This is a genomic window from Providencia rettgeri (assembly GCF_041075285.1).
GTDB lineage: Bacteria > Pseudomonadota > Gammaproteobacteria > Enterobacterales > Enterobacteriaceae > Providencia > Providencia rettgeri_G.
Map to the genome: position 1 here is coordinate 3,751,805 of NZ_CP163512.1, position 18,819 is coordinate 3,770,623.

General features: G+C 37.1%; 17 protein-coding genes. 7 read left to right on the top strand and 10 right to left on the bottom strand.

Going from position 1 to position 18,819, the window contains the following annotated elements; all coding sequences use genetic code 11:
- Positions 1-17: 17 nt before the first annotated feature.
- Positions 18-1,634: a fimbrial protein gene (locus AB6N04_RS17255; RefSeq protein WP_369309446.1), complete on the top strand. Its 1,617-nt coding sequence runs from the start codon at positions 18-20 to the stop codon at positions 1,632-1,634.
- A 91-nt stretch (positions 1,635-1,725) separates the two neighbouring features.
- The gene (locus tag AB6N04_RS17260; RefSeq protein ID WP_369309447.1) at positions 1,726-2,403 is read left to right on the top strand and encodes a fimbrial protein; all 678 of its coding nucleotides are present in this window, start codon (positions 1,726-1,728) and stop codon (positions 2,401-2,403) included.
- Between the two features lie 46 nt (positions 2,404-2,449).
- Here the strand turns inward: AB6N04_RS17260 and AB6N04_RS17265 are convergent, their stop codons facing one another.
- From AB6N04_RS17265 to AB6N04_RS17305, 9 genes are all read right to left on the bottom strand, one after another.
- The gene (locus AB6N04_RS17265) at positions 2,450-3,451 is read right to left on the bottom strand and encodes a fimbrial protein (protein WP_369309448.1); all 1,002 of its coding nucleotides are present in this window, start codon (positions 3,449-3,451) and stop codon (positions 2,450-2,452) included.
- 13 nt (positions 3,452-3,464) lie between these two features.
- Positions 3,465-4,031, bottom strand: a complete 567-nt coding sequence (locus AB6N04_RS17270; protein WP_369309449.1) for a fimbrial protein — start codon at positions 4,029-4,031, stop codon at positions 3,465-3,467.
- Between the two features lie 39 nt (positions 4,032-4,070).
- A complete protein-coding gene (locus AB6N04_RS17275) occupies positions 4,071-4,685 on the bottom strand; it encodes a fimbrial protein (protein WP_369309450.1) in 615 nt (204 codons plus the stop codon).
- A gap of 10 nt (positions 4,686-4,695) precedes the next feature.
- On the bottom strand, positions 4,696-5,445 hold the full coding sequence (locus tag AB6N04_RS17280; protein WP_369309451.1) for a fimbria/pilus periplasmic chaperone: 750 nt from the start codon (positions 5,443-5,445) through the stop codon (positions 4,696-4,698).
- A 13-nt stretch (positions 5,446-5,458) separates the two neighbouring features.
- Positions 5,459-7,981, bottom strand: coding sequence for an outer membrane usher protein (locus tag AB6N04_RS17285; protein ID WP_369309452.1), 2,523 nt, complete (start codon positions 7,979-7,981; stop codon positions 5,459-5,461).
- A gap of 36 nt (positions 7,982-8,017) precedes the next feature.
- Complete coding sequence (locus AB6N04_RS17290; RefSeq protein WP_369309453.1) at positions 8,018-8,455, bottom strand: fimbrial protein; 438 nt, start codon at positions 8,453-8,455, stop codon at positions 8,018-8,020.
- 175 nt (positions 8,456-8,630) lie between these two features.
- The gene (locus AB6N04_RS17295) at positions 8,631-9,194 is read right to left on the bottom strand and encodes a fimbrial protein (protein WP_369309454.1); all 564 of its coding nucleotides are present in this window, start codon (positions 9,192-9,194) and stop codon (positions 8,631-8,633) included.
- An 82-nt stretch (positions 9,195-9,276) separates the two neighbouring features.
- Positions 9,277-9,666: a helix-turn-helix domain-containing protein gene (locus tag AB6N04_RS17300; protein ID WP_369309455.1), complete on the bottom strand. Its 390-nt coding sequence runs from the start codon at positions 9,664-9,666 to the stop codon at positions 9,277-9,279.
- Positions 9,667-10,589: 923 nt separating this feature from the next.
- Positions 10,590-11,156, bottom strand: coding sequence for a tyrosine-type DNA invertase (locus tag AB6N04_RS17305; RefSeq protein WP_369309456.1), 567 nt, complete (start codon positions 11,154-11,156; stop codon positions 10,590-10,592).
- 616 nt (positions 11,157-11,772) lie between these two features.
- Here AB6N04_RS17305 and AB6N04_RS17310 point away from each other — a divergent pair.
- From AB6N04_RS17310 to AB6N04_RS17325, 4 genes are all read left to right on the top strand, one after another.
- Positions 11,773-12,513, top strand: coding sequence for a MurR/RpiR family transcriptional regulator (locus AB6N04_RS17310; protein ID WP_369309457.1), 741 nt, complete (start codon positions 11,773-11,775; stop codon positions 12,511-12,513).
- Between the two features lie 193 nt (positions 12,514-12,706).
- Positions 12,707-14,263 carry a PTS transporter subunit EIIC gene (locus AB6N04_RS17315; RefSeq protein ID WP_369309458.1) on the top strand — a complete coding sequence of 519 codons (1,557 nt, stop codon included), beginning with the start codon at positions 12,707-12,709 and terminating at the stop codon, positions 14,261-14,263.
- 14 nt (positions 14,264-14,277) lie between these two features.
- Entirely contained in the window at positions 14,278-15,648 is a 1,371-nt protein-coding gene (locus AB6N04_RS17320) for an adenylosuccinate lyase family protein (protein ID WP_369309459.1), read from the top strand.
- Between the two features lie 248 nt (positions 15,649-15,896).
- Complete coding sequence (locus AB6N04_RS17325; RefSeq protein ID WP_369309460.1) at positions 15,897-16,235, top strand: hypothetical protein; 339 nt, start codon at positions 15,897-15,899, stop codon at positions 16,233-16,235.
- Between the two features lie 72 nt (positions 16,236-16,307).
- Here the strand turns inward: AB6N04_RS17325 and AB6N04_RS17330 are convergent, their stop codons facing one another.
- Positions 16,308-18,113 (bottom strand): FUSC family protein, encoded by a 1,806-nt coding sequence (locus AB6N04_RS17330; RefSeq protein WP_369309461.1) that lies wholly within the window; start codon positions 18,111-18,113, stop codon positions 16,308-16,310.
- 108 nt (positions 18,114-18,221) lie between these two features.
- Between AB6N04_RS17330 and AB6N04_RS17335 the strand changes: the two genes are divergently transcribed.
- A complete protein-coding gene (locus tag AB6N04_RS17335; protein ID WP_369309462.1) occupies positions 18,222-18,692 on the top strand; it encodes a MarR family winged helix-turn-helix transcriptional regulator in 471 nt (156 codons plus the stop codon).
- Positions 18,693-18,819: the final 127 nt, after the last annotated feature.

Genomic DNA, 18,819 nt, shown 5'->3' on the forward strand with positions numbered 1-18,819 from the left:
TTAAAGGTTTATTTAATATGCGATTACTATCAATAATAGCGCTATTTTTTTCATGGGCTGTTCTAGCGCCGAATTCTTTTGCGGCAACCGCACCACTGCAAGAATATGTCATTGTTGAAAACCAAGTTGATAATGAATTCTTTATTGTTGCAAATAGGGTTGACCCACGTTTCTCTGGTTCCAATGTTTTCACAAAATATCAGCGTAATAGCCAGTTAAGTTTAGGTTATATGGGGTATACCGGAACGCCTTTTAGTTCGGCTTATAATATTGGCGATATTTGGTTAGAGAATTCCCCAGTCAGCCAACCTTTTATTGGAAACCGTTGTATGACAAACAACCGAAATTGCCCAGCAACATCTTATTGGTCTGCTCAGCAATTACGGGAAAATGGCGCGTATAAAATACAACAAACGGGTACGCCAGGTGAGTCTGGGTATTCAAGACCCATTTTTTCAGAGGCGTTTTATCGATGGTTGGCAGAAATACCACCGGGAACAGAATATACCTTTGATTTAAGAACATGTACGAGTCGTGATGATTATGATCTTAGCAATGCGACCTGTATGACCAGTGGAGGGCGAACAAGTACGCAGCAACATTACATTCCAACTAATAAAAAGGGGAACATTATTCTGAAAGGCACAGGAGCCTTACAAGAGGTTTTCGTGGACAGTAATGGTAATCCAACGGTTGGGCTTGGCTCTAATTTTTGTTCTACGGGTATTGTTGGGAGTGATTCTGGCGTAATTTGCAAATTGGTTGAGTTAGAAACTAAAGGTTCATCAATTAGCGGGACGTTTACTGTCCGTATGTATATTGATAGTGCAAAATTAGGTTTAGCAAGAGCTCCGAGCGCAGCATCGATAAAATATAAAGGAACCAATAGTACACGCTGGACAAATTGGTCTTCAACAACAAATATGTCTGAGATCTTTAATAATGGTTCACAGAATATTGAGGTTTTTCTCTCCAATACTTATTTAAAATCGATTGTTGATGCTTCGCCAAATTCCACCGTTACATTGGCAGACAGTGTTTATACGTTTGGCTTTCAATCTCCGCTTCCTCAGTCTGGCTTTTATGAGTTTACGCCTTCTAACTACCTAATTATTAAACCAAGAGATTATGGAATTAGCATTATTCCTGCGGATTTTAATCCAAATCAATCGAAAACGGGGAAGGTTGGTAGTGAAGAGCCACCAATAGAATTTAATTATATAGTGACCACTAGCGGACCAAGACAGGCTGATTCTATCACGGCGAAAGTTGAAGGACCTCAAACAACATTAAAAGGTCAGTCGTATTGCTTGTTTACGTCAAACGATAACAAATTGAATGTGCCTTTTTCTGCTTATTTGTCATTTAAAAATGCGAGTGGGATAAAGGAGTCATACCGAGCAAGTTGTGATAACAATGAAATTTCATTGAAAAATGCATTATGGATGGAAACACCATGGGATAGGCCAAATGAAGATCTCGGTTCCTTTTATCGCACTAATTTAGACTTATCATTTCCAATGAATGATGCAAATTCATTTTTTACATTAGACGGCATTGATTGGCTAGGTACAGTCTCGGCAAGAGGAACAATCACGGTTAAAGCCATTTGGACGGGGCCTGATATTCAGTAAATTTAATGGTTATCTATGGCTACTTGTAAAAACGCAAGTAGTCTTTTTATTAAAGCCAATTTGCCATTCAATTCAATATCGGATTTTTATTATGAACCCTTTTCTTTTACTTAAAATCCTATTCTTGATTGTAGTGTCTTCGTTATACAACAATGCGTTTGCGTTATATATCAATTCAGATATATCTTCGATGGAATCGGGCCAAGAGTTTTTTTCTAAGCCATACGTTAATGATACGAAAAAGACGAATTTATACAATTTTAGTGCTTATAAAATTGATAAACCGGGTAGTCAAGAGCAGGGGGCACCGATACTCAATGGTGAAATTATCTTTACACCATTGAAGAAAATTTTATTACCGGGAGAACAAGAGTTTTTTAAGATTTTTTATCGGGGACAAACAGATGAAACCGAGCGTTATTACAAGATTATTATTAGTGAGACGCCTTTGGATATGCGTAATGATGATGTTCAAAAGAAAATACCGTTATTTTATCCAACAGTTAGTCTTGAAACATACTTTGTCGTAAGACCCCAAAAACCTAATTTTAAATATGAGATTAATCCAAATAAAGGGATATTGAAGAATACAGGTAATACCTACTTTAGAGTGCTATTGCATGAAAGCTGTGATGCGGATGATGACTCAGAGCCTTACGTCTTTTATTTATTACCTGATCAAGAGTTTAAAGATGCGCGCTTAAAGAAAAAAAGTCGAAAATATATTGTAATTTTTGATAAGTACTATTCAGTTGGGAATTGTGAATAGGCAATTAGAAAGAGGCTTTTATCAACGAAAAACCTCTTTCTTATGATCAGGGGGTGGACATAATAATAGTCGCAGCAGCGTTAAATTGCCCTTCTGTTAGTTCATTTGGCGATAAATTGGGTTTCTTAACTAACGTAAACATTAATGTATCACGGCCATAACCGTTTTCGATTTTTGAATTGAAATGCCCATTCATTGGTGAGACACGTTGACCTTGATGATAAACTTCCACACCTAGCCCAGGCATAATCGGACCCTGGCTACCGATATCACCTGTTCTAACGAGTAGCGCATCAGACGAAAAGGTTGATGTCTCTCCGCTTAAGAGCATTTTTATGGGGGCTGTTAGGTTATTATCTTCACAACGGTATGTGATATCAACATTACGCTGAAAACGGCTTGCGCTACCAACGGTTGAAATGCCTGATGCATTAACTGTTTCAAAATCAACAATAATAATTTGGTTATCATTGATATCACATGTCCCTGTTCCAACAACCACATCGTTACCAGCATAGAAATTCCATTTAAAATAAGCGTGGTCAATATGTTGATTGCTACCTATAAATGTTGCGTATTTATGGAGGTCTAACGTCATCAGTAAATCGCCTTTTCTGACTAATACTGAAGGTGTAGGTTTAACATTGACTTGTAAATATAACTTAATTTGTAAAGGCTCAGAGGCGGTTGTTAAACGAAAAACTTGAATTTCTTGACCGCTAAAAGGGGCTAAATAGTAAGCACCACGTACAACAACACCGGCTTTTAATTCTGGGTTGTTTTTAAATGCTGGTCCTAAGTCTGCCCCTGTGACATTGAGATAATCGACATATGCAGAGGGTGCTTCGTTACGGCAAGTCATAAAGTCGCTCACATCTGCGAATTCATTAATTCGATTAGGTACCGAAAATATATCATTATCGAGAGGAACATCCTGTATACTCTGTGTTCCGCCACCGACCTCTTGACCGCCATTTGTTTTACATTGGAATGCAAAAATGGTAGGTGAAAATAGTAAGGTTGCGAGAAGTAATATTAATATTTTCATTGTTACTGATACCTTAATCATAAATTAAACTAAAAATAGCGGTTGCAGTAAAATGGCCAAACGCAATACTTTTATTCTTTATTGCATCGGGCTCTCCTTGCACATTCGCATTAAAACTTAATATATTCGTACCATTTTCTAAATTGTATGCGGGTGTAATACTATTAATGGGAATTTTTTTACCGTTATATTCTAAAATTTCAATTCCTATACCTGAAGCCATGCTGCCAGAATCTAAAGCAAGTAGCCCGGGTAAATTGGTATTTTCAACCCCTGTAAATTTAACGGTTACGGTCTTAAAAATACTGTTATCACAGTCATCTAGATGAATATTGAAATTTTCTAATGGTGTTTTTTGATTGATATAGAGGTACTTATTAACAATAGTACCAAAGTCTACAATAATATTTTCATCACCAGGTCTTACCGTACAAGCTTCAGCGACAAGTAACCCTCGTATTTTAATTTCACCGATTTGACCATTTTTTGCATGACTTGGTAACGAAAAAAATAACAAACTTAATAGCATGGAGAGTATTATTTTTTTAAATTTATAAAAATTGAAATTTAATTTATTCATATAAATACCTGCAATGCTACATCAGCAAATTGAGTTAGCTTATTCATAGGTTATTTGAAAAGAAATAACGCTTCGGTATGCGCCTGCCTGTAATTTTTCGGCAATCCTGACAGGGGCGACATAATAAGTTAGGATATTTTGTCCATACGAAATAAGTTGTGGTTCACTGTATTCACCAAAGTCGATTTCTTTCCCTTTTGGGGTAGTGATTTGTAACCCTAGTCCGGTAATGCCTTCTACAGTAGCAATGTTAGGACGAAAAGGAGCCACAGGGGCAATGAAGCGAATTTTCATTCCCGGCTGGGATGTACTCCATGTGACATTGCCAGATTTATCATTTCTTAGGGCGGTTGGTGTTTCGATACAATCAAGTAATTCAATATTAATAGGGGTTTTATTCCCTTGGGCTCCAACTGCTTTTAATGACGCAGTTCCAACATTTCCCAAATCAACAGATTGAAATGCAGAATCCATCGATAAATGACACGCGCTTTCGGTTAAGGAGCCATAAACAAAAATTTTTCCATTTGCACCTTCGACATCCCAGTTTCCTGTGGTGTTATAAAAAGCATTCGTGGATGCCGCATATATCACAAACGAAGGTAATATAAGAGATAACCCGAGAAGTAAGGGAAGACTTTTTTGATTAATCATCTTTTCCTCTCTATTTATTTTCAGGAATAACCTGACATGTATTGGCTTGGCATTTAAATTGCAATTTTGGGCGACCACCATAATCATTGATATAGGTCAGTACAGGGCTTGCACCGACAGTGGTGCTAGACACACCTAAATTCTCCTCACTAAATGGAGCGACCATAACAGCTTTAAAATGCTGATTTACAGGCGAGTTTATACGCTCAGCGGCGCCAATAATGGTGATGTAAAAAGGTGTTGGGTTTTTAATAATATATTGATCACCTTGTTTAATAAGCAGTGTTTTTTCTTGCCAAGGATTATTTAACATTTCAGTTTCACTTAGCATAATGCTTTTAGGGCGATAAAATAATTTAATTTTGCTTTGTAACGCTAATTGCAAAACATTCGGTTTATCACTTTTCGGTGGAATTTCTCTTAAGTTAAAGTAATAAACACTTTCTCTATCTTGAGGTAATTGGCTTATTTCCGGAAGCGCTTCAATGCGAACTTGGCTCGATTTTTCGGGTTCAACTCTTTGTACCGGCGGTAATACGGCAAAAGGTGAGGTAACTTTTATCCCTTGAATATTTTCTATCCAACCTTGGGCTAAATAAGGTAGTTGGTTATTTTTATTGGTTATAGTAACTGAAACGCTTTTTTGATCGCCATTAAAAATAACGCGAGTTCTATCTAAAGCAATTGCTGAGAAAGCACTTCCGCTAACTAAACTGCTTAATAAAATAGTACTGATATATAAATTAGTTAATTTTTTCATAGCAATCACTCATCTACAGATTATCATCTGTTTTATTACGTTTATTTGATAATGGTTTACAAGGAATGAATAAACCTTGGTTAATAGTGTCTAAATTCTCTGGGAAATGAATTTCACATTGAGCTTCGCCACCCCAATAAATAATCATGGATTCATTTGGGTTGATACCACTGACGTATGCATATCCGTTGTCAGTTACTATTCCCGTTTCTTTTCCTTTCAAATTGGTAATCTGAGCACCAAATGGTGGTGCAGAACCGTCAGACATGCGCATTGAAAGCATCATTTTTTCACCCGATAACACGTTAAATTTACGGTAGCCAATTGCGCCCTCTGTTAATGTTGCTTGAACAATAGAATCAGTGACCTCTGCATTATTCGGCAATGCGTTTAAGTCGACTTTAACTTTGCTGCGGTAGTAGCTATTTAGATCAGGGACAACCACTTTACCGAATGCATTTGATGCAATAGGGATCCCTCGGTCTGATACGGGGATTTTAGCCACACCATCGGTGTCGATTAGCAAACGAGTTCCACCAATATTTGATACTCGGTGAGCATCTGCACCATTTAAGGTCACGGTGAATCCACCTTGAGCGCCTACTCCAAATGATGTGTAATTGTTGTGAATATAGCTGGCATTTGCAGTTAACTTGGTATTATCGCCATAATGGGTGATATAGGTGCTTGCGGTTCCGCCTTTATTGGTAGAACCTGCACTGATTTGATAATTGGTTCTATCCGATAGTTTGTCATAATAGGTAGCTCGATTGACGGTATCATCTCGCGTTGCTTGCAATGAATAACCGATGTTGGCACTATTTCCCCAAGGCATTGATGCCGAGATATAAAGACCGTCATCGTTTGTTTCGTTATATTTATTGCGATAAGCCGATAACGAAATGTTAATATTTTTCAGACTTCCCCAATCAAGGTTTTTGGTCACCATTAAGTTGTAGCGATTGTTTTCTGGCTTATCCCAATAAGTTTGGTGTGAATAGTTTAAATAAGCAGTGACTCTTGATTCTCTAAAATTTTTATTTAGAGAAATCACATACATTTCTTTGTTACTACCTTGGCGTTCGCCGGAGTCTTTAGCAGTTAAAAAATCAGTAACTGTCATAAAACTGCGTTCTGAGAAGCGGTAACCGGCAAATTGGACTTGGCTATCATAGTCATCAAAGCGTTTCGAATAGTTTATTCGATAAGAACTACCTGTGAGTTTTTTATCATTAGGAATATTGGCAATAGAATGTGTAATATCGAAAGACAAGGCACCAAGTGCTAATAAGTCTCGTCCTACACCCATATTGAATGCATTATAGTCTTGGCTATTTAATGAACCCGCGAGCAATGACCAACCATTGGTGACACCCCATGACATTTCACCACTTGCGAATGTATCTCCATTAACATGGTGCTCCATATCCGTTGGGCGACCCATAGCTAATTTATATCGAACACTGCCTGGCCGAGTGAGGTAAGGAATATTAGCGGTTTCGACTTGGTATTCTTGAACCGAACCATCTTGTTCTTCGATGCGAACATCTAATTTACCTGTTGTGGCATCACTTAAATTTTGAATACGAAAAGGCCCCGCAGCGACTTGTTCTTGGTAAATAATTCGCCCTTGCTGGCTAATAATTACTGTCGCATTAGTCGTTGCAACACCCGTTATTTCAGGTGCATATCCACGTAAATTTGGCGGCAGCATTAAGATATCAGAGCGTAAACTAACCCCTGTAAATCGAAAACTATCGAATAAATCAGTGTTGAAATAGTCTTCACCCAAGGTCAATTTAGCTTTAATACTGGTTAAAGCTTTATAGGCGTAAAGTCGACTCCATTGGAAATCATGCTCGTTGTTACTATTTGAACTCGTTTCTCGTTGAGCACGCCCCTGCCAGTCCCCTCTGAAGCGCCATTCACCAAAATTTACACCCGCAACACCATTTGCCGTTACATTATAGTTGCTATTATTATCATGTGGTTTATTGGCTCTTACATTAATGTTGTAATCTAAAATAGCTCCAGAAATCCCTTCATCCCAAAGAGAAGGCGGATCCCAGTTAGCCGTTCTATATTCAAGATAGGCTTGAGGAATACTCAGGTATAATGTTGAATCAGACAAGTCTCCTCTGGCTTGAAAACCGGGTAAACTCAGTACATCAAGGCACTCATTATTATGCCACCAAGTAATTTTCTTCAATGCATTCGCCGTTAGCCCTAACTGCTGAACTTGTTCTTGAGTAATACACACAAGACTGGCTTCAGGATCATTCTTTGGTGGGTAAAATGAAAATCGTTGCTCAGGTAGAGTTTCTTTATTTAATTGTATTTTTAGAGGGTAAGTGCCTGGCATAATATAACCAGCACGTGAAAATTGCTTAATATCGATGTTTTTTTTGTCTTCCAAATCAAATAATGCCGTATTAAATTGTATGCTATCGGCAGCATATAACTGGGCAGATAATGCCCCAAAACTGATCATTATTGTTGTCGTTATTATATTTATCTTGTGCTGTTTAAAAAACATAAAAACATCCCTAAAACACCAATATAAATTTGAAAATTAATAATAATCGACCTTGAACCTTAATAAGGTTTGGTAATTACCCGATTTAATAGGGTGATAATTAGTGACTAGTTGCATTTGATATTTCAGCATCATTGTGCCAGGTGTAATTCCTAATGCAGGCAGTGGCTTACCTGGGGTAATGGAATATCCTGATATATCATGCAATGCCAATTGCACTCCCTTTGCTTCACCTGAGAGTGTAAAAAAATTACCTTCTGATGGGCCATCAAAAGTGACTTCGAGTGAATTCCATTCGTTATTATCTTTTGAATATTTTTCCCAACGGCAATCAACGAGTTTAATATTGAATTCTTTTATGGGGCCTTTCCCAACTTCACGAATATAGCTTGTTGGAAGCACCCCCATATTAATGGTCTGATCCCTTGACCCGATATCTATTGCACAAGCGGTATCGACTATTTCACCGTTCATTGTGACTTTTCCCCATCCATGAGGTGAGGCATCCAGCGTTGGCGAAAGAAATAATGTTAGAAGAAATAGAGAAGATATTTTTCTTAGCGAATAGAGAAATCCTTTCACTTTAACCTCTGACTTAATTAGGCGATTAATAAGAGGAATACGTAAGTATTCCTCTTAAACTAATCAATTAGTTATAAGTTAAGGTAAAGTTAGTTACACCTTCGAATTTACCTAATGGGATTTTATCAACAGCAACGTTTGCACCTTGAACATAAGCGCTATAACGTAATGTATTGTCACCTGCTTGCAATTGATGCTCTTGAGCTGTTGCAACACCCATATCTAATGCTGTGCCGTTTGTATCAGTTAATTGAATACCAACGTTACCAGCGATAGTTGGATCAGTTGCATCTAAGCCAGTTACACCTAATAATTTAGGATTGAACGCAGCACTAGAGCCAGAGAATGTGATGTTGACTTTGTCGTTATAAACCTTGTCATTTGCATCTTTAGGGAACACGCAGTCTTCTAGCTCAATGTTGAATTGTTTAGCGTTAGAAGTTCCACCGTTTGCTAAAATAGAGTTAGCGATTTGCCCCAACCAGACTGTTTGGTCAATAGAGTCAGAGCTAATTGAGCAAGGTGCATCAATGATTTCACCTTTAAATGTTACTTTACCATGCCCTTGATCAGCGAGTGCTGGAGATGCGATAGCGGCAGAAATAAGTGCTGCTAAAAATACTTTTTTCATTTGAACCTCATTTATATATAACAACGTGATGATTACCCAACAATTAAGTGGGCATAGTTAAAAATTTATATTTTTTAAATAACTATTTGCTGTATAAAGAATTTAATATAATTTCATTTTGTCGATTAAAAATATAATGATAGTTATCTTGTTCATCGATGAGATTTTCATTGTTATGAATGAATACATTAGCATCAGGATGTTCTTCATTTATTTTCAATGTTATACTTTCGAAAAACGTACGAGGGTTAGTATCTAGATAGAATAAGATTGAAAACAGCATCCCACAGTTAATACTGCATATTCCTCTCTCATATCGAGAGATTTGTTGTTGTGATATTTTTAATTTTTTAGCTAGCTTTTTTCCACTTAGCCCTTTTTCTTTTCTAAGATGGGATAATTCCAAACCAATTTGTTCAGTTAGTATTTTCTGAAAGTTATCTATACTGGTATTTAAATTATTATTTTTCATATCTCACCAACAAAACTTTATGTAATTTGGTTACACCGTTAGACTAGCTTACAACGCGAACGCTTGATTGTTTTATGTACAATAAACGCAACAAAATAAATCAAAATGTTGCGTTAAATTGATTTTAGCAAAATCGTTTTATATATTGGGATTATCAGGATTAAAAACTTTAATTTATATTTTTTTATATATCATTTAGATTATTTGACTGGCTATTTTTCTTAATAAAAATATCGTGGATGGTAACCTTCTGTTGTAGATAACAAATTTTTACATTAATTGCTAGTTATTGCTAAAATGCATTACTGTAACAGCATTTTATGCTGTTTGATTTTGATTAGTCTCAGAATTATACTTATTAGGCATTTTAAACATTTTGATTTATTATGTTGCGTTGCCATTTGATTTTAGATGATATTTTTTCCATTTTATTGATATTCAATAAAATATTCATTATTGTTTTTATTATTATCTAAATTACCTATATTACATTTCTATTTATGTTTTATTTCTTCCATTTATAATCTGTTTTCGATATTAAAATCTAAATATAATTTATACCTCATTAAGGAGCATATTATGTGTCTTTATATGACGCTCCAAATTCGAGTGGTTTTGTGATATTGATGTAGGAATATTGATGCTAGATTGTTAATTTTACATGGTTGTTTTGGTACTCGTATTTTGAGTATTTAAAATATGATAATTGGTTAAAGAGGAATAAATAAAATTATTAACTGCTCATATTTTGGAATTTGAAAAATAGCGTATTGAATACTCTATTTAGAAGGGAAAGCAATAATGACATCAACCTTTATAAGAATACCCCAGTTTTATATAGCCAATTGGCTAAATAGCTGAGGTATTCTGGTGTTTAATTCATTTTATAATATTGAACTTTAGTTTTATGTTGATGTAAGTCATTAAATTGCCTCTTGATTAGACCAAATACCGCTGAAGCGCTTTTCGTTACTTGCGGTATAAATTACAGTATGGGCGATATTTCGATGGCCTAAATAGTCTTGAATTAATCGAGTATCTCTACCGAGGTCAGCTAATGCATACCCACATGCATGTCTTAGCATGTGGGGGTGAAGCTTAACTGGAAGTCCAGCTATCTTGCCGTATTGTTCAAATAAACGGTAGATTTGGTAACGAGAGATTTGGCTTCCTTTTTGCGAGATAAATAAGCAAGTTGAGTCGGAAGTTTTCCAATTATCTCTTTCAATTAGCCATTTTTTGATTGCTATAAATTCTTCTGGGATTATTGGTTGAACAGTGGATAACCCTCCTTTTAATCGCCTGATATAGATCACTTTCTGTACTAAATCGATATCCTGCATTGTGATATGAGTAAGTTCACTAACTCTTAGACCATGTAGAAAGCTCATTAGCAACAAACAATAGTCACGGTTAGGATAACGACCTTGCTGTGTTGCTTTTAATAAGGCATTAACTTCGGTGCGTGTAATAAATTTTCGTTTAGTCATTATGATCTCATTTATACCTCGTTACATTTCGCTATATACCAGCAATAAACTAACTAAAAATAATTAATTTTCAAAAAAACAAAATATAATATATCAGACATACACCTGATAATACTTAAATTGGCGTGATTAATTATGGTGGTTTTTTATACTCTATAGTTGTATTAAAGGTATAAGAAAGCAAAAAGCACAGCTTATTGAAAGAGAAATTGATTTTTCTGAAGTTTATTTCGCGCTTTGAGATAAATCGACTTATGAAGAAGTGATGTTGCGTTAGCGCTAAGAGCGGCGAACCGTAAAGGGCCGCTTTACTGGCTCAGATCTTGAAAAAAATCATCGACTGGCGTGTATCAGCTGTCCTTTGTTAATTGATAAGAAAAACCAAGAATAAAGTGTTAAAGGCAACCCATTCATGGTGAATTTCCATCTTTCAATCATTCAAGACCGATCTGAGTGTTATGTCCGAACGCAATGCAATGAACTACTACATAAAGAAGCTATTTGGCGTATAATCATTATGTTGATTGTTTGTGCTATTTCATAATTATTAATATTAACCATGTTATTGGCCCCAGCAGTGTAATGGGATTTTTCGGCAAAATTGGTCAGGTGGGATATGTTGGAATTTTTAAAAAATTACGATAATTTAACGATCAGTGAAAAGAAAGTATTAAAATACCTGAACGATAACATTGCTGATATTCCATACTTAAATATCAATGAGTTAGTGGAAAAAACGTATGTTTCAAAAACGGTTATTATTAACTTATCGCAAAAATTAGGCTTTAGTGGCTTTAAAGAGCTAAAATTTCAAATCAATAATTATATTTTATCCAAGAACAAAACCGAAAAACTCACTCCAGCTTCCTACAAAAAACAACTAGAGAAAAATATTAATAAAAGCTTTACGCTGATTAATGAAGACCAAATCAATGATTGTGCAAATATCCTACATAAATCGCGCAATATTTTTATCGTCGCAAGAGGAACTAGCAAAGCGGTGGGTTACTACCTTGAGCATTTACTCTTCGCACTTGGTCTGCACTGCTTTTTTATTAATGATTACAACTTGTCTGATTCTTTCACTCGGTTAGTCAACAAAGATGACACGGTGATATTTATTTCACTTTCCGGTGGAACAAAAAAAATTATTGAAACAGCTAAAATTGTCCAATTAAAAGGGGCAAATATTATTAGTATGACGGCGTTTAATACGAATGAATTAACCAGTTACACTGATAACACGCTGTTTTGCTTTGCAGATAATTATGATACTAAAAGGGATGATACTAAGTCTCGCATCGGTTTTTTTATCTTAGTTGATCTACTTATCAATGAGTTAGAAAACTTACTTTAAGCAATTCTCTTAATCTATCCATCGTATATCACCGCCTGTTTTTGTTAATATTTGTTAATAACTCAGTTGCAAAATGACTTAGGTCATAATTTATGACCTAAGATAATTTTTAAAACCGAGACATCATTTCTTTTATAAAACCCCCAAGCTAGTATGCCTTTAATTCTAATAATAGAAGTCATAAGGAAAAAGTATGGCCAGAAGAAAGTTTGGTGAATCTATCCAACGCTTTGGGAGAACATTACTCCTTCCGATTGGTGTGCTTGCACCTATCGGTATGATATTGGGTATCAGCGGTGCGCTAGTGCAAACGTATATGATTGCACGCTTTCCTTTCCTCGGAAATGAAACGGTTAACGCACTATTAGTTAGCATTCGTTCTATTGCAGGGGTGATTTTCGATAATATCCCATTGCTGTTTGCGATGGGGGTGGCTTATGGGATGAGTCAAAGAGATAAAGGGATTGCTGTCTTTGCCTCGGTAGTGGGTTATTTATCCTTGATTATCACCATGAATATTTGGTTGGTACTCACAGGAAAACTCGCTGATCCGGCGATTATGAGCCAAGTGGGGCAGATCAAAGTTCTTGGAATACAAACTCTGAATATCAGTGCAGCAGGGGGGATCATCACGGGTTTAATCGCCTCGTGGGCGACTGATAAATTCTACAACCTTGAGCTTCCTACCGCATTTGCCTTCTTCTCAGGAAAAAAATCGGTGTCCATAATCATGATTGGTTTAATGATCATGGTCGGTGCATTACTACCGTTTATCTGGGAAGTTTTAGTTCAAGGTTTGATGAAGCTATCGGCGGTGTTCTTGAGCCCTGTTGGACCATTCTTTACTGCCGGTGGTGAGCGATTATTCATTCCATTCGGGTTGCACCACGTTTGGAACGTATTATTTCGATTCACAGAAGCAGGTGGTACCTATGTTATTGATGGACAAACCTTTGTAGGGGTTGTACCTGCATTAACTGAAGTGTTATTCAAACAAGGCCCTAATAGCGAATATTGGGCGATGATGCCAAGTTTGACTCGCTTTATGGCTCAGCAACAAATGCTGGTTACGCTGTTCTTGTTCCCTGCAATTGCACTGGCAATTTATAGAACATCGAAGAAAGAAAACCGTGCAGAAGTGAAATCCATGCTGGTAACGATGGTGCTTACCGCCATGTTGGGTAACGTGACAGAGCCGCTGGAGTTTACCTTCGTATTTATTGCGCCGCTGCTGTATTTAATTTACGCCATTATTGTGGGTATCGGTGCGGTATTATTGTCTTTCGCTGGCGTTGCTATCGGCTATATTCGAGGAACCGTATTCGACTTCACGATATTCGGATTGTTATATGAGCACACTAACTGGATATTCTTAGTCATTATTGGTAGCTGCTTAGCCGTCGTCACTTACTTTATTTTCTACTGGGCGATTATTAAATTTGATATCAAAACACCGGGTCGTGAAGAATCTAGCAATCTGAAAAATACCTTAATTAAAGAAAAACGTTATGGGGAAGTTGCAGAAATTTTAATCCAAGCGTTAGGTGGCAAACAAAATATTCGTAACGTAGATAACTGTATTACTCGTATGCGTATTGATGTTGGCGAAGTGAATCAAATTGATAAAGATTTAATGTTGGAATCAGGATGTACCGCATTCTTCTTTCCATCGGCAAACCATGTCCATGTCGTCTATGGACCGAAGGTTGAATTCGTTCGCAATGCTGTTGATGAAGCAATGAAGAAATAAAGAAGGGACACGAAATGAGAGCATTATACGATTCTAAAAGTAAAACAATTGATGACCGAGGTATTAAAGCGCTTTTATCTGATGAAGCGAAATACTCCACTTGGTTAATGTTTGAATCTATGTTAGCTCAAGCACAAGCGGAACAAGGGTTTATTCCTCAATCCGCAGCTGATGAAATTAAAGAAAAGGCCGTTATTGAAAATATTGATTTCGAAGAAATGAGCCGTATTTATCAAAAAATCGGTCATGGATTCGTGCCTTTTCTAAAAGTATTAGTTAATGCATGTTCAGAAGAGAGTGGCAAATATATCCATTATGGTATTACCACGCAGAATATACAGCAGAGTTCTCAACTGTATATGATGAAAACGGTGCACAACAAATTTATGTTGTTGCTCGGCGAAATCATTGAAAACTTATCGGGATTAGCAGAAAAAACCAAACATATGGTAATGCCGGGTCGCACACATGGTCGTCATGCGATCCCGATTACTTACGGTTACAAAGTGTCTGTGTGGATCAGTGATTTTATTGATTGCTATCAGCGCATGAGAGAGTGTGAAAAACGCGTATTTACCATCATGATGGGCGGCGCGGTTGGTGCGTTTAACTCTATGCCCGGTATTGGTTTACAAGTACAAAAGAGAGTCGCTGAACTGACGGGTATGCATGCGATGGAAGTCCCATCAAGAAACCTCAGTACCCATAAATTGGAGTACATGGCGAACTTGGCGCTGATGGCAAATATCTGCCATAAAATTGGTGAAGAAGTTTATAGCACTACACTGGAAGAAATTGCTGAGGTGTCTGAAGGGTTTACTAAAGGGACGGTGGGGAGTAGTACTATGCCACACAAAATTAACCCAAAATTAGCGAAAGGTATTATTGCTAATTCACAGAAGCTGTATTCTCTGCCAAGTGTAGGTATGTACTCTGCTGTACGTCCTTATGAAGGTGACAGTAGTTCTTATATGTTATTCGATGGCTTAATTGAAGAAGCGTTAGAGTTAACGACAGAAATTCTATTAAGAACCGAAGAGCTTTCAAGGACTATCGTTCCCCATGAAGATAGAATGCTTCATAACGTATTGAGAAACAAAGGGTTAGATAATACTGAATATGTCATGATGAAAATGGCAGAAAAGCTAGGAAAAGATAAAGCCCACGAACTGTTATACGAAGAAGCGATTAAAACGGCGGCAGATGGGGAGGATTTCTATACCAACTTAACCAAAAACAGTGTGATTTCAGCCGCTTTTAGTGATGATGAAATTAAAGCCATGCTTGATCCACGTTCTTATATTGGTTTATCGGTTGAGATAGCAGAAAAAGAAGCGAAACGAGGCTTAATTATTTCGCAAGAAATTAAGCAACATTATCAGTAACGACTGTCAAAGATAACTCTAAACCTATCCAACCTGCCGCCATACATTTTATGTTTGTCAGCACTCTGAGCTACCTAAATCGGTAGCTCTTTTTTTGATAAAAAATAATAGGTTATAACTCACTATATTTTTTTAGGTTGTATTAATTGATACGTTTTTCATTTGGCATTTTTTTGTTTATACATAGGTAAAACGCTTCAAAATAAGCGTTCTATTTTTACTCTCGTGAATAAAGGTGAGAATTATTTATGTCTAAACAATATCGTTTTACTGCCAAAACAGTTGATTTCCTATTACCCAATGTTGCAAATCCAGTTAAAGATCAGAGTGTTATATATATATACGCTACCGGTTCATTTGAGAATGAAGAAGAGGTCAAAAAGGTACGGTTTATTCTCGATGATTTGGCCGTGAACTCAGTACCATTTACAGCGTTACTCGCATTTGTTTTTGGTTCAAAAGGGGCGGATGCAAAAACAGGGTTTACGCCACCAACTCAGCTGGTTTTTTCATGTACAGAGAATGAGCTGAATGAGGGGGTATTTGATGTTGTATTTTTGAGTTTAGAATCGGAAGAACGATGGTAAGAAAATTATCACTACGAAAGAGCTCGCAGTGATAATCTTTGTCGAACACTGTTATTGATGTTGAGTACGTCTTTACTTAACCGTTTTTAAATGGTTTTCTAGTTGTAGAAGTTCCCGTTGCCTGGCTTCATTGCGCCGTAAAAACCGAAAAATCGCAGCAACTTTTGTTGGTTCCAATCGGTTTTGTTGAATTCGCTTTTCAAGCACCTTAAGCGCTCTTTTTTTCGATACTTGATGGGTAAATTGTTTATGCAAAATAAACAGGTTTAGCCAAATTCCATGTCGATTTGCAAAGAATTCCAGTGTTGGTTCATAAGGTAACTTATCCTTACGGGCGAGTAATAATCCACTAAATAGGCGATGCATAAATTGTGTTGTAGACGGTTTATTGCCTTGCATTAATACACTAATACCTTGTTTAAACTGTTGTTCAGCAAGGTAAATCAATTGCTGATAACGTTTTTTAGGGCTGGTAGGAAAAATCCAAGCGAAAGCTGCCATTGCCACTAATGGCCCTGAAACAATAGCGATAGCATTTCCGATGCTTTGCCACAGAGGCAGGGCGTATGGGTAGCTGGGTTGGAGTAAGATCAATGAAACCATAATGTAATCGAAAGCAATCAAAATAAGCTTATTATGGGAAAAAACCACCACACCGCTAATAATCACGGGAACAATAAGAAAGGTCATCTGCCATGATGAAGATGCTAACGGCCATAAAAACCAAGTACAAACTAATGCGGTAATCGCGCCAAAAAACTGTCCAGTGAAGATATTTTTCATAAATCTTGCCGGGTTATCTAATGAGGCAAATAAAGCGAGCATCACCGAAAGACCAAGGGTCAGATAGGCTAAAGATTGCCATTGCGTCCATAGCCATAAAAGGCCTATGGCTCCAATGGTGATAAACGAGCGAGTAAAGGCATGCCAAGCGGAAATTTTATCCTGATGAAGTTTTAGTTTATCAATTTTGTTCACTCGTTTGATTGATTTACCTTGAGTTGCATAATAAAGCGGGATCAATAACGTTTTGAGAGTGCCACTTGGACAAAGAGATAACAGGTGCTTCCATTGCCTTGTTGTTGGTTCCTGATCGGGAAAATAAAAGGGAGCAATCGCACTATATTTATCGATATGTAGTAGGATTTGGCTCTGTGAAATTAATGTTTGGCGCGCTTTAGCAACCGCTTTGCGATGGTGATGCCAGCCGATTCGGTTGGCTTCTAGCAAATCTTCGTAGCTGGCCATTTTTTGCCAAAGCGCGTTGATATCCTGCTGATTGACATGATTTTTCCGTTCTAATGCCGCATGTAATATGGGGTAAAATTGATTATTAATCTGTTCTCTAAGTGCAATAACCGTTTCTTGTTCACGCTTTGGCGTAAACAAAAAATTGAACACTACCGCCGAAAACACCCCGACAAGGATTGTCCATAATCTATCCCAAGCCACCATAAATAAGTTATCAGTACTGTGGATACTGAGCATGCTGACCATGACCGCAGAGTAACCCGCCAAAAAGGTGCCATAGGCCACGAAGCCTTTTTGCAGTTGGCCTATGCCGCTACATGCCCCTAACCATATGGCTAACCCCACGATAAACAATAAAGGGTTGATGAGATGCAATTGAATTAATATCACACCCGCTAATACACCACTCACCGTTCCGGCAAAACGCCACCAACTTTTTTCGAGTAAGTTTTCTCGCCAAGGTTGTGCGGATGCCCAAACGGTCATCGCGGCCCATTGTGGGTGAACTAATGCTAAATATTGAGCAATAAAAAGAGCAGCGATAGAGGCACAAGCGGTTATAAAGGCAAAACGAAAGCGCGCTTTATTAAACCCTAAGCGGTACAGTAACGTGTTTTTTTGTGGCATAGAATATAGGTAACTTCGAGGTGTTCAATAAGTTATTAGTTGATAAAATCAATCAAATGTATTCTTATTATTGACTGTTTAGTTGATAAAATCAACTAATGAGGTGTTATGCGTACAGAACAAGCCCGAGTTTTTGGCGTAATTAGCCGGGCGGCTCACCATTATATGAGATGGATGGGGGAGCCTTATGGACTTAATGCGATTGAATGTTTGATGATTTTGCATATTCATCAATATGATGCTTCCACTTTAGAGCAAATCTCGACAGCGATGGTGGTAGATAAATCGGTCACCACGCGAGGTGTTGGGAAATTCCTTGAAAAGGGTTGGATAGAGAAAACCAATAGCCAAATAGACAAACGGGCTTACCACATATCACTAACCTCACTTGGGCATACGATTGTCAGTGAATTGAATGATAAATTAGATAAATGGAATGATTACTTGGCCGCTGATTTATCTGAACAGCAAACTGAGCAATTGTTTCATTCACTTGAAAGTTTAGCGAAACGCGCACTAGAAAGTTCTATAAAAGATTATCCGTTCATATTTGGGGATAAAATAGATGAAAGTGAGTAGATTGCATATTAATGGTAATGATGTGGGCAGTACATGAACAAGTAACGTATTTAGCGCCATTTTCGGCGCTAAACATCAATTAAATTAATCTGTCATGATGTTGATGATATTATTTTTATATAATTTA

Excerpts from the sequence above, each read along its gene's own strand:
- AB6N04_RS17255 (WP_369309446.1), top strand. The coding sequence starts at position 18 with ATGCGATTACTATCAATAATAGCGCTATTTTTTTCATGGGCTGTTCTA.
- AB6N04_RS17260 (WP_369309447.1), top strand. The coding sequence starts at position 1,726 with ATGAACCCTTTTCTTTTACTTAAAATCCTATTCTTGATTGTAGTGTCT.
- AB6N04_RS17265 (WP_369309448.1), bottom strand. The coding sequence starts at position 3,451 with ATGAAAATATTAATATTACTTCTCGCAACCTTACTATTTTCACCTACC.
- AB6N04_RS17270 (WP_369309449.1), bottom strand. The coding sequence starts at position 4,031 with ATGAATAAATTAAATTTCAATTTTTATAAATTTAAAAAAATAATACTC.
- AB6N04_RS17275 (WP_369309450.1), bottom strand. The coding sequence starts at position 4,685 with ATGATTAATCAAAAAAGTCTTCCCTTACTTCTCGGGTTATCTCTTATA.
- AB6N04_RS17280 (WP_369309451.1), bottom strand. The coding sequence starts at position 5,445 with ATGAAAAAATTAACTAATTTATATATCAGTACTATTTTATTAAGCAGT.
- AB6N04_RS17285 (WP_369309452.1), bottom strand. The coding sequence starts at position 7,981 with ATGTTTTTTAAACAGCACAAGATAAATATAATAACGACAACAATAATG.
- AB6N04_RS17290 (WP_369309453.1), bottom strand. The coding sequence starts at position 8,455 with ATGAACGGTGAAATAGTCGATACCGCTTGTGCAATAGATATCGGGTCA.
- AB6N04_RS17295 (WP_369309454.1), bottom strand. The coding sequence starts at position 9,194 with ATGAAAAAAGTATTTTTAGCAGCACTTATTTCTGCCGCTATCGCATCT.
- AB6N04_RS17300 (WP_369309455.1), bottom strand. The coding sequence starts at position 9,666 with ATGAAAAATAATAATTTAAATACCAGTATAGATAACTTTCAGAAAATA.
- AB6N04_RS17305 (WP_369309456.1), bottom strand. The coding sequence starts at position 11,156 with ATGACTAAACGAAAATTTATTACACGCACCGAAGTTAATGCCTTATTA.
- AB6N04_RS17310 (WP_369309457.1), top strand. The coding sequence starts at position 11,773 with ATGTTGGAATTTTTAAAAAATTACGATAATTTAACGATCAGTGAAAAG.
- AB6N04_RS17315 (WP_369309458.1), top strand. The coding sequence starts at position 12,707 with ATGGCCAGAAGAAAGTTTGGTGAATCTATCCAACGCTTTGGGAGAACA.
- AB6N04_RS17320 (WP_369309459.1), top strand. The coding sequence starts at position 14,278 with ATGAGAGCATTATACGATTCTAAAAGTAAAACAATTGATGACCGAGGT.
- AB6N04_RS17325 (WP_369309460.1), top strand. The coding sequence starts at position 15,897 with ATGTCTAAACAATATCGTTTTACTGCCAAAACAGTTGATTTCCTATTA.
- AB6N04_RS17330 (WP_369309461.1), bottom strand. The coding sequence starts at position 18,113 with ATGCCACAAAAAAACACGTTACTGTACCGCTTAGGGTTTAATAAAGCG.
- AB6N04_RS17335 (WP_369309462.1), top strand. The coding sequence starts at position 18,222 with ATGCGTACAGAACAAGCCCGAGTTTTTGGCGTAATTAGCCGGGCGGCT.